The 15,822-nt window shown below is 45.7% G+C and carries 9 protein-coding genes; 4 read left to right on the top strand and 5 right to left on the bottom strand.

Annotated features, from left to right (window positions below; translation table 11 throughout):
- Positions 1 to 63: 63 nt before the first annotated feature.
- The 4 genes from hrpA to GTH32_RS02210 all read right to left on the bottom strand — a co-directional run bounded on the left by hrpA (position 64) and on the right by GTH32_RS02210 (position 7,539).
- On the bottom strand, positions 64 to 3,969 hold the full coding sequence (gene hrpA, locus GTH32_RS02225; protein WP_163083605.1) for an ATP-dependent RNA helicase HrpA: 3,906 nt from the start codon (positions 3,967 to 3,969) through the stop codon (positions 64 to 66).
- A gap of 168 nt (positions 3,970 to 4,137) precedes the next feature.
- Positions 4,138 to 5,496, bottom strand: a complete 1,359-nt coding sequence (locus GTH32_RS02220; protein WP_163083604.1) for a Na+/H+ antiporter NhaC family protein — start codon at positions 5,494 to 5,496, stop codon at positions 4,138 to 4,140.
- Positions 5,497 to 5,572: 76 nt separating this feature from the next.
- Positions 5,573 to 6,628: a helix-turn-helix domain-containing protein gene (locus tag GTH32_RS02215; RefSeq protein ID WP_163083603.1), complete on the bottom strand. Its 1,056-nt coding sequence runs from the start codon at positions 6,626 to 6,628 to the stop codon at positions 5,573 to 5,575.
- Entirely contained in the window at positions 6,628 to 7,539 is a 912-nt protein-coding gene (locus GTH32_RS02210; protein ID WP_163083602.1) for a GGDEF domain-containing protein, read from the bottom strand. Before GTH32_RS02210 ends, GTH32_RS02215 begins: the two co-directional genes overlap by 1 nt.
- A gap of 305 nt (positions 7,540 to 7,844) precedes the next feature.
- On the opposite strand from GTH32_RS02210, the gene GTH32_RS02205 reads away from it, so the two are divergent.
- From GTH32_RS02205 to GTH32_RS02195, 3 genes are all read left to right on the top strand, one after another.
- Positions 7,845 to 10,544, top strand: coding sequence for a TonB-dependent receptor (locus tag GTH32_RS02205; protein ID WP_163083712.1), 2,700 nt, complete (start codon positions 7,845 to 7,847; stop codon positions 10,542 to 10,544).
- Positions 10,545 to 10,613: 69 nt separating this feature from the next.
- On the top strand, positions 10,614 to 11,576 hold the full coding sequence (locus tag GTH32_RS02200; RefSeq protein ID WP_163083601.1) for a metallophosphoesterase: 963 nt from the start codon (positions 10,614 to 10,616) through the stop codon (positions 11,574 to 11,576).
- A 2-nt stretch (positions 11,577 to 11,578) separates the two neighbouring features.
- Positions 11,579 to 13,363, top strand: coding sequence for a phytase (locus GTH32_RS02195; RefSeq protein WP_163083600.1), 1,785 nt, complete (start codon positions 11,579 to 11,581; stop codon positions 13,361 to 13,363).
- A 183-nt stretch (positions 13,364 to 13,546) separates the two neighbouring features.
- Here GTH32_RS02195 and GTH32_RS02190 read toward each other — a convergent pair whose 3' ends face one another.
- Positions 13,547 to 13,966 (bottom strand): CBS domain-containing protein, encoded by a 420-nt coding sequence (locus tag GTH32_RS02190; protein ID WP_163083599.1) that lies wholly within the window; start codon positions 13,964 to 13,966, stop codon positions 13,547 to 13,549.
- A gap of 292 nt (positions 13,967 to 14,258) precedes the next feature.
- On the opposite strand from GTH32_RS02190, the gene sbcB reads away from it, so the two are divergent.
- Positions 14,259 to 15,686, top strand: a complete 1,428-nt coding sequence (sbcB, locus tag GTH32_RS02185; protein WP_163083598.1) for an exodeoxyribonuclease I — start codon at positions 14,259 to 14,261, stop codon at positions 15,684 to 15,686.
- Positions 15,687 to 15,822 lie beyond the last annotated feature (136 nt).

Genomic DNA, 15,822 nt, shown 5'->3' with positions numbered 1-15,822 from the left:
CAATTCCGGCATTTTCATTAGCCTGTAGCCATAAAGCTACTTGTATTCATAGAGTTATCTGGGTCAAAAATCCGCTAAAAAATTTGTTATCCGTTTTGCAGAAATCGGATAAGCCGTGCCGAGTTGTTGAGCGAATAGAGAAATACGCAGTTCCTCTATCATCCATCGTGCGTCAAGTAAGGCATCAGGAACTTTCCCTTTTGGGTACTTGGCACAGGCTTTTTGCCACTCTGCACTCGCTTTTTCTACTGTCATTTGGTGCATTCTGTCTTTATTTGGATCGATAGGTAACTTCTCTAAGCGGCGGAACAGCCCTTTAATATACCGGTTCCAGTCGCTTAATCTGGCCTCACCTATAGCAGAAACAAAACCAGGAAAGACGAGCGAGGCCAAATGTGCTTTACAATCACCCAACGCATTTATCATGGTAAGGGGGACATTTCCTTTCATTTGTTTTTGGCACTGATGGGCTAAGGTTAAGCCCTGCTCTACTTGCTGGGCAATTTCAAGCACCTTCTCGTTAATATTGCCGCGTACGTAATCAACACATAATTCAAAGGTTTGCTTGCTACGGATATCGGTTTTATTATGGGCTGAAAAGTCAGCGACAAGGGCATCGATACCAGCGAAAATGCAATCATCTATCAATGCTTTAATCTGACCAAATGGGTTAAAATATAAGCCAAGTTTTGCTTTGTTCGGTAATTTACTTTGCAAGTAATTTAGCGGTGAAGGCATGGCATTTTTGATCAGCACATTTACCCCCTGACGGTGTAATTGCTGCGCCTTTTCGTGTTCATCTACCAACACAATATCCACGGTATCACCACGTTCCACAAGAGCCGGGAACGCTTGCACCTCAAAGCCTCCCACTTTTTGGGTAAACGTATTTGGCAAGCTATCAAAGTCCCATTGGGCAATATCACTGCGCTCTAAGTCAGGAGTAGCCGCCTTTTCGAAAGTTTGTTTTACTTGCCCAGCGCATTGCTGTTTAAGCGTATGCAAATCGTCATTCAGCGCTATCACTTTTCCGTTATCGTTTACCACCGCAAAGTGCATAATCAAATGTCTATCAAGTAACGCAACATTCCACTCTTCTGGCTCTACACGAATGCCTGTCATTTTTAGAAGCTTGTTTGCTATTGCGTCTATCAGGGCGACCGGCCGCCCGTTTTTATCCGTTTCGCTAATATCTGCTAAGCAGGCATCGGCAAAGTTGGGGGCTGGGACAAAGTTTCGACGCAACCGTTTCGGCAAAGACTTTATCATCGCCACTATAAGCTCGTGGCGTAAACCTGGCACCTGCCAGTCAAAGCCCACGCTTTCAACTTGATTGAGCACAGGTAAAGGTATTAGCACCGTAACCCCATCATCATCGGCGTTAGGTTCAAAATGATATTGAAGTGGTAAGGTAATATTGCCCTGTCGCCATACATCGGGGAACGCATTTTCGATAGCTTGGCCTGGCTGCTGACGATAAACATCCTCTTCGGTAAAGGTAAGTGCCTCATTACTACCGTACTGCTTAAACCATTTTTTAAACGCCGCTTCGTTATTTGCTTCAGCGGGGATGCGCGTAGCGTAGAAGCTTTCTAGCGCCTCATCATCTACCATTAAATCCCGTCGCCGGGTCTTTTGTTCAAATTCGTCCGCTTGGGCTAATAGCGCGTTATTCTCTTCTAAAAACGTATAATTTAGCTTGGTATTACCCGCTACTAAGGCTTCACGAATAAATAATTCGTGACACACTACAGGGTCAATCTGACTATACACTTTCGCCCTTTTCATGACGATGGGTAAACCAAATAGGGTAACTTTTTCAAACGCAATAACAGCCCCTCGTTTTTTCGACCAATGGGGCTCTGAATAACTCTGCTGAGTTACGTGTTTCGCTAACGGCTCTATCCATGTGGGGTCAATGCGCGCCACCATACGGGCAAATAACTTAGAGGTTTCCACTAATTCCGCCGCCATTACCCATTTGGGTTGTTTCTTGGCTAATCCTGAACCGGGGAAAATCATAAAGCGGGTATTACGAGAACCTAAATATTCCCGCTCTTTATCTTTAAAGCCAATATGCGAAAGCAAGCCTGCGGCGATTGCTTCATGAATGGCCTGATAATCGGCTGCATTTTTAACGATACCAAAACCTAATTCAGCAATAGATTTTTTCAACTGACTAACGATGTCTTGCCACTCACGCATGCGCAAATAATTTATAAACTGGCCTTTACACCACTTACGCAACTGGTTTTGGCTAAGCGCATTTTGCTGTTCGCGAAACGCACTCCATAGATTGAAAAGGCTTATAAAATCGGAATCAGGATCAGCATATTCACGGTGTTTTTCGTCGGCCTGCTGGCGCTTCTCTTGGGGCCGCTCGCGAGGATCTTGAATAGATAAACCGGCAGCGATCACCATCACTTCATTCACCGCATTGGTACGCTGTGCTTCAACCACCATACGGGCATAGCGCGGATCAATAGGGAGCCTTGCAATTTGACGCCCTAAGGGGGTAAGTTGCATGCGCCCTTTTTGCTTCTTAATAGCCTGAATTTCTTCTAACAGCCTAAAACCATCATTGATATTGCGGTTATCTGGCGGCTGTACGAAGGGAAAGGCAGCAATATCGCCTAACCCGAGTGCCAACATCTGTAAGATTACTGAGGCTAAGTTGGTGCGTAAAATTTCAGGGTCGGTAAACGCCGGCCGCCCTAGATAATCTTCCTCGCTGTACAATCGAATACAAATACCGTCAGACACACGACCGCAACGCCCGGCACGCTGATTTGCCGAGGCTTGTGAGATAGCTTCAATAGGCAAACGTTGTACTTTACTGCGCGCACTGTAGCGAGAAATTCGCGCTGTACCTGGGTCGATAACGTATTTGATACCAGGAACAGTGAGCGAGGTTTCTGCAACGTTAGTGGCCAACACAATCCTACGGCCACTGTGTGTTTGAAATATGCGATTTTGCTCTGTAGCTGAAAGCCTAGCGTAAAGGGGCACTATTTCCGTGTTACGGTATTGCTGGCGGCTCAAAGCCTCTTGAGTATCTCTAATTTCCCGCTCACCACTTAAAAACACCAATATGTCGCCAGGTGCTTCACCCATAAGCTCATCTACGGCCTCTACAATGGCGTCACTTTGATCTTGGTCATTTTCTTTGTCTTCTACCCCTCGGTAACGAATTTCAACCGGATAGGTTCTCCCGCTTACTTCGATAATAGGGGCGTAGTTAAAATGACGAGAAAAGCGCTGGGGATCTATCGTAGCAGAGGTAATAATAAGCTTTAAGTCGGGTCGTTTGCTTAACAGCTGCGTTAAGTAGCCAAGTAAAAAGTCGATATTTAGGCTGCGTTCATGCGCTTCGTCAATAATGATGGTGTCGTATTGATTCAAGAACTTGTCTTGCTGCATCTCGGCTAACAACATACCGTCGGTCATGAGCTTGACATAACTACGCTCACTTACCTGATCGCTGAAGCGTATTTTAAAACCCACCTTTTCACCTAAAGGCGTATCGAGTTCTTCTGCTATTCGCGTTGCCACACTTCGCGCAGCTAATCTTCTTGGTTGTGTATGCGCAATGAGACCTTTAACCCCACGTCCCAGCTCAAGACAGATTTTAGGGATTTGCGTGGTTTTGCCTGAGCCCGTTTCACCCGCAATTATAACCACTTGGTTATTTGCAATGGCTTCTTTTATATCGTCTTTTTTGTCACTTACAGGAAGCGCAGGATAATCGACAGACGGCAGGTTCTCTCTACGCCACTGGCATTTCGCCACTGAGGCGTCAATATGCTCTTCTAGGGTAAGATATTTGTTTACCGTATTCTCATCAATCTCCTTTTTGCCCTGCACCTGCTTAGACAACTGCTGAATTCGGCGTTTAAGCCTAAATTTATCGGCCAACAAACAATGGTCGAGTTTTTCATAAAGCGGTTTAATCGCGATGGTTGCAGACAAAATAACTTCCTAATGACTATAAAAACAGAAACCCAATGAGGGCATTGCAATTTGGGGCGTTGATCCTAGAAGAAGCGAATCAAAATTTCCAGCGTAATTGCGGCAGAATAAAACAGCGCCCTGCATGTGCAGGGCGCGTCACAAAAGTACCAATACGTAAACCTAAACCTATTGGGTTAAACCGTCCTGACTCTTTTGCCTAAATTTAGGGACATTTAGCGCTATCGCAATAAGGCCAAATACAAAAATGAGCATGGGGTACCAACAATAAGGGGTAATGGCCAAAGGTGATATACCGACTACAGCCGCAGCACTTAAAAGCTGGGCTCCGTAAGGCACCAGCCCTTGAAAGCTACAGGAAAAAATATCTAACAAGGAGGCGGTACGACGGGGATCTACGCCATACTTCTCATTCAAATCCTTTGCGATGGGTCCGGCGGTAACAATGGCTATTGTGTTGTTCGCGGTAGTAATATCAAGAAAGCTAACCAGGCCTGCAATACTAAATTCAGCCCCTTTTTTCGTGCTGACTTTTCGGGTTAAACGATGGATTAACCATGCTATCCCTCCATTGGCATGCATTAGCGCCACAATGCCACCAATGGTAATAGCTATCATGGCCAAATCCTGCATCCAGCCCATACCTTTTTGAATGCTATGCATCATAGATAGCAGTGTGAAACTGTCCTGCCAAAGGCCTACGGCGCAGGCGGTTACTATTCCCACAGCAAGCACCGCAATAACGTTAAACCCGCTAAGTGAAAAGCCGATAATAAACAGATAAGGAAGTATACGCCACGCATTGTAATCGCCCCCCTCGACTAAATCCGAGGTATCCACGTCGATGCCTAACAACAGTAACATAGTCACTAAGCAAGCCGGCAAGGCCACCACGAGGTTTGCTTTGAATTTATCCTTTAGTTGTACACCTTGAGTTCGGGTAGCGGCAATTGTCGTATCTGATACAAAAGATAAGTTATCGCCAAACATGGCCCCCCCCACCACAATGCCCAACGCCATTTCTACCGGTAAGCCAAGGCTTTCGGCCAGCCCCGCCCCAATAGGCGAAAGGGCAGTAATGGTGCCCATAGAGGTGCCCATTGCAAAAGAAATAAAACAGCATATGAGGAAAAGCCCCGGTAAAATCATGGCACTAGGTACAAACTGCAGCGCCATATTAACCGTGGCATCACGAGCACCTATATCTATTGTAACGGCATAAAATGCCCCCGCTAATAAGAAAATAAGCACCAATAGAATAATGTTACTGTCGCCCCCGCCTCTACAGAAAATCTGAATTTTATCTGCAAAGCTTTGCTTATGATGTTTGGGGTTTAAACACAATCCATACCCCGCACTAATAAAAAACGCCACCAAGATTGGCATAGCCGTAATATCATTAGTAAGTAGGCCTGTTACTACTACCAGCACTACAAACAACAAAATGGGGGTTAAGCCCAGTAAATTAGGGGCTAAAGGCGTAGTATTTTGAGAGGACAAATCGTTAGGTGACGTAGATGACTGCACAGCGCTCACTTAGGTAGTTTATGGTTTGCAAAATAAGCCTAAGAGGATAAAAGGTTTTTTGGCTAAAGCAAAGTAATTAAAGCGCCCTTAGTTCACTTGGCGTATGGCCCGTCAGTCGCTTAACTGCCCGCCTAAAGTTAGTCAAATCGGAAAATGCCATTTGTGAGGCACTTTGTTCATTATTGAGCTTTTTCATTGCCAACAATACGATTGCCTGCTCTCGCCTTACTTCTTCTGTAAGCGCACGATAACTGTATTCGTGCTCTTTTAGTTTACGCTTAAAGGTAGCAGCACTCATTGAAAACTCGGCGGCCGCATCGGGCAAGCTGGCGTGCAAATTATGCGCAGTAAGTAATCTCACCTTATCGAGTATACTCAGTGTAGCGTCACTGCTGGTTTGGGTGTCAATTCGAAGGTCTATTTGAGGGAAAGTTTGAGGCTCAACGAGAGAGCCATGCTGGGCTTCCCCACCCACATTCCCGCGTTCAATGGGGGCCAGCACACTTCCTTTAGGCAGCATCAACGACATAAAAGGGGCATTAAAATTTAATCGCAGCCCTAAATAGGTTTCAAAATCTTCAATATTACGTGGCCGAGATGCCGTCATGCCAAAATGAAACGGCAGGCGGGTTTTACTGCTCGCTTTCGCAAATGCCACTAACATAGATAGGCTAATTTGCATTACAAATGGCCAAATTTTGCTGCACCCCATGGCATCCCTTGCTACCCACAGGCTATTCTCATTCACTTCATAGCGCGCAAAAGACACTAACGGTAAACACAGCCAACGCTGTGTGGAGACCAGCCGTATCACCTGATTTAGGCTGCCCGCGTCTTTGATGGACGAAAATTCACGGTTTAGCAAGGCATTGGCCAAATGCTTACCAATAAGAAAACTGGCGTCTTTCGCTTTACAATAGCTTTGTACATTGCCTATTAAGGCGATAAGTTGTTTACCACTTACCCGTAAATTAGGGGTTATCGCATCGTCAAATATCCCTGTGCCTCTCAATAACTTATGCACAGACACGCCCCGAGGTTCAGCAATAGCTAACACGGCGCACACAAAGTGATAACCGGGGATCACCTTATCGTGTTTGCTAATTGGCAACGGTGGCGACGTCCATGCCATTAGGCAGCAGTCCTCTGGCCTTTCTCTAATTTACCCAACATACCTTTAAGAATTTTAGGTAAATGGGATACTGGCGTAAGCTGAGCCACTTCGGCGCGGGCACTGGTATAAATTGCCTCTGCACTTGCTTGATGTCTATAGGCGACATGCTCAATGCTGATGCAAATTTGTTTTACAATATTATAGGCTTGGGTTTCACAGACGTCGGGCAATAAAAGCGCGAATCTGTCTCCTGCATACCGACAGGCCAAATCTTGCTGCCGTAAATTCATAATAAGTAATTGTGCCACTTCATGCAGGTATCGGTCACCTTCAGCTTGCCCGTAGCGCTCGTTAAAGTAAGAAAAATCATTGATATCTATAATCGCAACATAACCGTTCCCCCCACTTTCCTGAAACGCTGCCGCGCGGGCTTGCCAATACTCCCCGCGATAAAGCTGCGTAATGGGGTCTATTTCACCATGATCGCGATAATCCCATTCTCTTCGTCGCAGCTGAATATTAATCGCCCGCTGTTCGTGGTGCCATAAATACAAGGCTGTGGTCATCACCAACATTCCAAATACAGCAGGAAAAGATTCAATCATACTGAGCCAATGGGACGCAGGGGGATAACGCAGAAATTCATCGAGTAAATCGAGGCTGGCCGAAAATAAAATACACCCTAGGCCAATCACAATATAGCGCGTCACTTTGCCCGGCGGCCGGCTTGCTAACGCAGATAAGATCCACGCCAACGTCAGTAAAACAATGCTGCCTTCCCCGAGTATGTCTAACCATGAAATGTCGGAAAATGGCTTAGGGTTACCCGCATTAAGACTTAACACCAGTGCCAGGGATAACACGGCGACGGTAAATGCTAGCCACCCTTTATGGTGGCCAAATTGGGTGTGATTACGTAATTTAAACATGTAGAACTCACGGTTTAATTTTTTGTGAAATATCCCACTTTCACAGGTATTGTCGAGGGTCACTTTGGCTCACGAATATGACATGCGGATGTCAACATGAGGAAAACCTGCGGAAAAAAACAATTATTTCATTTAAATTCATAAGCTTAATAACGGGTCATTTTAGCTCACTGTTTTTTATCTAAAGCTGAAATCCATCTTTCCTTGGTTTTTTATCTCCCCTACGTCACAGAAATGTCACATGCGCTTTCTACTTTAGCCGTGCATCGCACTCTTCATACTTAGAAAATGGATAAATAATGAAAATGAATAATCGTCTTAAACCGTTAACGATTGCTTGTATCGCTGCGTTAGGCATGTCTATTTCTCAGCAAGCCCTTGCTGGGGATGGCGCTATTGCCGGACAAATTAATGACAGCGCCGAAGCGCGGGTTTACGTTGGCGCAAAAATTAAAATCAAAGAATTAAATTTGGTGACAGAGTCTCGTCGCGACGGTTCATTCCGTTTTCCTTCTGTCCCTGCGGGCAACTATACCCTTGAAGTGAGTTACCTTGGTGAGCAAACCAAGCGTATTCCTATTACGGTTTCTGATGACCAAACCATTACGCCGGTTGTCGTATTAGGTGAAGACGATACGTTAGAAGAGCTACTGGTGCTGGGCCAACGTAGTAGTCAAGCCAGCGCAATCAACCAGCAACGTGTGTCAAATAGAATTTCAAATGTGGTTTCTGCTGACGCCATTGGTCAATTCCCCGATCAAAATGCTGCAGAGTCCCTCCAACGTTTGCCTGGCCTCACCATAGAACGGGATCAAGGTGAAGGACGCTTTGTTGGCATTCGCGGTATCGATCCTAACCTGAATAATGTGGTAATTAACGGGTTAAACATTCCATCACCAGAATCTGGCGTGCGTTCTGTGGCGCTAGACGTTATTCCTTCAGAACTCATTCAAACGCTAGAAGTGTCTAAATCTGTCACGCCAGATATGGACGGTGATGCCATTGGCGGCTCTGTGTCTGTAAAGAGCGTTAGCGCATTTGATAAGCAGCAAGACACCGCCAGCGTGACCGTTCAAGCCAGTCAAAATGACCTGCGCGACGAAACTAGCCCTAAAATCTCTGGCACGTTTACGCAAAAAATCACCCCCGACTTTGGCGTGGCCGCGGCCCTGTCCTACTTCGACCGTGAGTTTGGGTCTGACAACATAGAAAGCAATGGCGATGATGAAGTTGAACAACGTCATTATTCTATTACCCGCGAACGTTTGGGTGCAGCGGTAAACTTTGATTACCGTCCCGATTTTAATAACCAATACTTCTTGCGCACTTTGTACAGTGAGTTTTCAGACGATGAGTACCGTATGGCGAATGCCTTTACCTTCGACGGTGAAGACTCAGAAATTGTTCGTTCAAGCAAAGACAGATACGAAAGCCAAAGTATATTTACTGTAGCCTTAGGCGGTGAGCATCAACTCGACACGTGGCAGGCAGATTGGCAAGTTGGCTATGCAATGTCGGATGAAGATGAACCTAATGCGCTCTATTACGATTTCGTCACCGAAAACGACAGCATTGAAAGTAACTTGGAAACCATGATCCCACAGGTCACCCAAGATGCTGACGCCATGGATTTGTCTACCTATGAACTGGATGAAATCGCGTTTGAAGATAACTACACAAAAGATACGGAAACCAGCTTCAAACTTGATTTAACTCGCCCTATCACCTTAGGTGACTATAAAGGTGAGTTAAAAATGGGGACTAAGTATCGCACCAGAGAAAAAGACAGAGATAGCCAAATCTTCATTTATGATGGTGATTTTGACGATATTGCCCCCGCTGATTTTGCGGGTGCGTCGCCAGACTACAGCCTAGGTGACTTTGGCCCAAGTTTAGATCGTACTGGACTGCGGGATTTCTTTAACACTAACCGCAGTAACCTAGAGTTGGCTGAACTCGATTCAGAAATTGAATCTAATGGCGCAACCTATGTTAACCAAGAAGATATTTTTGCCGCCTACGTCATGGGCAGTGTGGATATTAACAACTGGCACATTGTGGCAGGTGTACGCTATGAAAGCACAGATTTTTCCACCGAGGGAATGCGTGTTGAGCTAATCGAAAATGAAGAAACTGATGTTGAAGAAGTGGTTAACACCCCTTGGGCTTCTGACAAAGATTACGACCATTGGCTGCCAAGCATCAACGTGCGTTACAGCTTTTCTGAAAAGCTTCAACTTAGAGGCGCCTATACACAAACCATTTCTCGCCCTAAATTCGAAGATGTGGCGGCCTTTCAAATCATTGAAAGTAAAACCGAAGAAGATGATGGCGAATTTGTTACTGAGCGCGAAGCTGAAGTGGGTAATCCTGAGCTAAATCCGTATGAAGCACAGAACATCGACATTGCATTGGAATACTACCCAGGCGACATTGGCGTATTATCAGCAGGTTACTTCTACAAAGATATCGACAACTTTGTTGTATTTGCCGATGTAGCGGGCACAGAAGGCTGGGAAGGTTACGACGAGGTAATACAAGCTATTAATGGTGACACCGCCACCTTACACGGCTTAGAGCTATCGTGGGTGAAGGCATTTAATAACGGTTTCTTAGTGGCCGCCAATGCCACCTTTACCGACTCAGAAGCCACCACTTATCTGGAAGGTGAAACCTACGAAACGCAATTGCCGAACCAGTCAGATCGGGTGGGTAACCTCACGTTCGGCTACGAAGCTAACGCCTTTAGTTTACGCTTAGCCATGACCTATAAGAGCGAAAACTTTGAAGAAATTGACGGCGATATGCTGCGCTTTGAAGATGATCACACCCAGGTAGACTTCATGGCTAAGTACTTTATCAACGACGACATGCAATTGTACTTCAATGCCGTTAACCTCACCGATGAACCATTCTACAATTACTTCGATACGCGCAACAAAAATGCGCAATATGAAGAATATGGCCGCACTTTCCAAGTTGGCTTTACGTGGCAGCTACGCTAATTATTTGCCCTATACCAAGCTAAGCGGGTGCGCGTGAGCGCACCCTATCGATACAACAGAGACAACTTCATGCGACTATTTTTACTAGGTTGGTTATTGGCCTGTTCACTATGTTCAGCGCAAACCACTTCATTAGACTATTACAAACAACATGCTATTAAAGGCGTACCCACAGAAGCCCAAGGGGTTTCCTTTCTGGTACTGGGCGATTGGGGCAGAAATGGCCATTTTTATCAAAAAGAGGTGGCGAAATGGTTAGATATCGCCAGTTATCAGTTGGATGCCGAGTTTATTGTGACCACGGGCGACAATTTCTACGACAATGGTGTTGCATCAATACACGACCCCTATTGGATAACCTCCTTTGAAAACATCTATCACTATCCACATTTGTTTATTGACTGGTACCCAGTGCTAGGCAACCATGATTATCGAGGAAATTGGCAAGCGCAAATCGATTACAGCCAGGTTAGCCGTCGCTGGCAAATGCCTTCGCAGTATTATGAAAAGTACATCACATTGGACAACCAGCAACAGGTTCAGTTGCTGTTTATCGACACCAGCCCGCTAAACCCTGACTATGCGTTTGAAGAAAAATATCGCAACGCCTATTCACAGGGGCATGAAGAACAATTGGCGTGGATTAACGACAAATTGTCTAACAGCCAGGCCACATGGAAAATTGTTATAGGGCACCATCCTCTTTATTCCAGCGGTAAGCGCTATGGAAAAACGGATGCCATTAAAGACGTGCTTGAACCTATTTTTGAAAAATATCAGGTGAATGCCTATATCGCAGGGCATGAGCACGATTTACAACATAATCAAATTGCGGGCAGCGAACTGGTGCATATTGTCTCTGGCGGCGGCTCTGAAGTGCGCCCTGTGGGGCAATACGACTTTACCCAATTTGCAAAATCTACCGGTGGCTTCGTTGCCGTAAGCCTTAATAATGCGTTATTAACCTTTCGCTTTATTGACCACAACGGCCAACTTATTTATACCCACCACATCAAGAAATTAGAGAAATAATAATGACAGCGCTATCCATACCCACGCTTCTTCCTACTCCCCTTCGTTGGGCTTTATCCCTTTTCGTTGCACTCGGTTGCAGTGCCTGCGCCACCAACATAGAAAACGCAACGCCCCCACTTGCGCTGCAAGCCGTTGAACATGAGTTGGCGGAATACCCGCTGCCTAGCGACATACGTTCAGCGTCACATTCACATGTAGACACACTGTTTAGCAAGGGCGTTGAAGCGCTTTGTGCAGGAAAAATCGGCGCCTATTATCACATGATTAATGTTGATGCCGAAAACATGCTGCACCACTACGAATGGCGGGGCAATACCCCCACTCTATTGCGTTCTTTCGCCATCGGCCCTGGCATAAAAAGCTGTGCGATAACGGAAGCAGAAAACACGCAGCTAAAAAGCGCCACCTTCTACCTTGCCGATGAATTTTCGGGTCTTTGGGCCATGCCATTGCACCCAGAACATGAAGTATCGAAATCATTGCAATTCTATCAGCCTGACACCCCAGTAGAAGGGGTGGCAACAGGCTATTCACCCGCTACTGGCCCGTTAGTGGCGTGGGTAAGCCCAGCGCACAGCGGTGTGTGGCTGCAAACCCAATGTGCCCGTCATTACGTTTCTTTTGATAAGGACATTGCTCCTGAATTAGTCCGTTTTTCATCACCAGATTCGCCCGATACCCCAGTGCCCATGCTGTATGTTAACGATGACGAAACGGGCGCGGTTTATGCGGCAAGCCTTACCGATAAACTCAGCGCCTGTGATGCCCCACCAGCGTCTTCGCAACCTAAAGCAATACCTTTACTCGCCGTGTACGAAACCACACCCGTGGATAACTATGGCGACGCGGCTGACGACCCCGCTATTTGGTATAACAATCAGTCTCCAGCGCAAAGCCTGATTATTGGCACCGACAAAAAAGGCGCGCTAAACACGTATAGCCTGCAAGGAAAGCGCATGGCTAGCCACCCCATTGGTAAGGTGAATAATGTGGAAGTCGTCGCCATATCGTCAGGGGGCGTAACGCCTACTGGTACGCCCATTAACGCGCTCGCTATTGCGAGTAATAGAACCCACAATAGCCTGTCTGTTTTATCTGTGGCACAAGGCAGCGGCGAATTGGCTTTATTGTCAGATATACCCACACCACTTTCAGACATATACGGCCTCTGTGCGTTTAATCACAACGGCAATATTGATGTGTTGGTGAACAGTACCAGTGGCGAATATTTACGTTATCAGCTTAGTTTGAACCCTGATAGCGGTAACATTGATGCAAGCATGGTGCACGCCTTCACCTTGCCTTCGCAACCAGAAGGCTGTGTGGTTGATACACAAAAGGGGGTGGCATACCTTGGGGAAGAAAGCACCGGTGTATGGACACTAGATGTAAATCAAACACAGGCCAGCCCACAGCTTGCCATCACCATTGCTGCGCCCGTAGAAAGTGATGTTGAAGGGTTAAGTTTGTTTGATGTGGATGGTGTGCGCTATTTGATTGCATCCAGCCAAGGAAACAATCAATACGCTGTCTATTCCACCGATCACACCTTTTCGTTGATTGGCATGGTTGAAGTTGCCGCGAATCGAGAAAAAAGCATTGATGGCGCATCGGAAACCGATGGCTTAGCGACCTCTAATTATAATTTTGGTGGCGAATTTAGTGAGGGAATATTCGTGGTTCAGGATGGCAGAAACATTATGCCCAGTGAAAGACAAAATTTTAAAATAGTAACCGGGGCATCACTGGCTAACGCCATACGTAGCCTAAATGCCGCTAACTAAGGGTTTCAAGCAATGTAGACCTACACGCCGTGGGCAGAATAATGACAAAAATAAAAACTAAAACGTAAAAGTGCACAAATAAAAAATAAGGTAAATTAGGCCGCGTAAAGCGGCCTTTTTATTGATAACGTTTATAGCGTATAAGCACGGTTTACAACTTTTGGCATAACATACCAAGGCACGCTAGCTGGCCCATTGATAGCCTGACCGCAATTGAATATCAATGGCCTTTAACACAGCTGTGCGGTTAATGGTGCCTAGTAACACACCGTCGTCATCAACAACCGGATAAACCCTTGGTTTATTTTTAATTAATAATTCAGCAAGTTCAATCACCGACATATAAGGCTTAATAGATAATACAGGCGTTCGCATGATTTCAACTACCCGACAAATTTGCTCACGGTAATAACTCGAAGCAATCATATTCGCGATACAATCTTGTTCAGAGAGAAAGCCAACTACCTTCCCCTTATTGTCAATAACAGGGCTACCGCTTTGACCGCTAATTAACAGCGCTTCAACCGCTTCGGCCACCGTCATCTCTGTCGTTAGCTTTACCGGATGAGTATTCATATAGTCACTGACTTGCAACGATTCCATGGTGTTCTCCTCGTCACTACGCTCGGTATGTACTTACAGCAAGTGGTAGGGCATTTACGGCGCGGCGACTTAACTAAGCAGGCTGTAAGTGATATTTTTGCCCCTTAATTAATAGCGTAGTCTTAGAACCCAAAATCAGCTACTTTTGCGGCAATAAATTTCGCCAAACACCATCCATTGGTTTTCAAAAACAACATTTGAAGGCGGGTTGGCGGGCTAGGTTTGGTATTCAAACCTAGCCAGTGTACACTGCGCCCAACACTGATTCCTTTACTAGTGAAGTTTACCCATAATGCACGAACCTTCTTTTCTTTGGTACGACTTTGAGACTTTCGGCACGCGCCCGCAAAAAGACCTTCCCTGTCAGTTTGCCGCCATAAGAACAGACGCCGATTTAAATATCATTGGCAAGCCAATAAATATCATGAGCGCTATTGCGAATGACTACCTCCCCCACCCCGAAGCCTGTTTGATAACGGGGATCACGCCACAGCAAACCCTGCGTGATGGGATGAATGAAGCTGATTTTGCCAAACGTATTTTTGAGGAAATGGCGACGCCAAATACGTGCAGTGTCGGGTTTAATAGTATTCGTTTCGATGACGAGGTGGCCCGCTACCTGTTTTACCGCAATTTCTTCGACCCATACGCTCGCGAGTGGCGTAACGGTAATAGTCGCTGGGATATTATTGATTTAGCGAGAGCCTGTTATGCACTGCGTCCAGAAGGCATAAACTGGCCTACCAAAAGCGACGGTTCCCCTAGTTTTAAACTTGAAGACCTTGCAAAAGCCAACAATATAATTCATGAAAACGCCCACGATGCGCTTAGTGACGTGTACGCCACCATAGGGCTTGCTAAGTTAATTAAACAAAAGCAACCCAAGTTATTTAACTATGCCTATTCGCTACGTAGTAAACATGCGGTATCGCAGCAGATAGATTTAACAAAGCCGTCGGTGATACTCCATATTTCTTCAAAACTACCGGCCAGTCAGGGGTGTTGTACGTGGGTTATGCCTATTGCCAAGCACCCTAGCAACCCTAACGCTGTTATAGCCATCGACTTATCTAAACCCATCGATAGCGTGCTAAATGACAACGTTGAAGAGATCCAAAGAAAACTCTATGCAAAACAAGATGAGTTAAATGGTGAGTCCCGTCCGGGGCTTAAGTTGCTGCACATAAATAAGTCGCCTTTTGTTACCACAGCTAAGGCAATGACAGAAGAAAATGCCCTACGTTTAGGGCTTGATAGAGAGACATGTTTAGACAATTACCGGGTTTTGTCGCAACAATCTAACTTGGCATTAAAACTCTCAAACGTATATGAAGCAAAAGACTACGACGAAGAAGTAGACATTGACCATGCACTCTACAGCGGGGGCTTTCTTAATAACGAAGAGCGTTCATGGTGTGACCGCGTTATCGCCGCTGATGCTGAAAATTTAGCTTCGTTAAGCGATGAAATTCAACATCCAGGCTTAAAAAGCCTTCTGTTTCGCTATCGCGCCAGAAACTATCCACAAACCCTAACCCATGATGAAACGATGCGTTGGCAACGCCACCGCCAAGCAAGGCTTTCTGATCCAACATCGCCCGCACCGCTCACCCTTGAACCTTTTATGCTTAAGTTGGAGCAGTTGGCCCACGAAAATGCAGACAATCCTGAAAAACAGGCGATTTTACGGGCCCTTTACCAATATGCACAAAATCTTTGACCTATAGCCTCTAGCCGATTAAATTAAACTTTCGTCTAACAAGGAAGTGGTATTCGGTGAATTCGCTTTACAGATTTTAATGAAAAAGTAGCAATATTAACCTATATTGTTCAGCGAATAGATTTTCAGCCGATAA

The sequence above is a fragment of the Alteromonas profundi genome (assembly GCF_010500865.1).
Classification (GTDB): Bacteria; Pseudomonadota; Gammaproteobacteria; order Enterobacterales; family Alteromonadaceae; genus Alteromonas; species Alteromonas profundi.
Note: the sequence above shows the minus strand (reverse complement) of the source record. Positions and strands in the feature narration are given on the sequence as shown.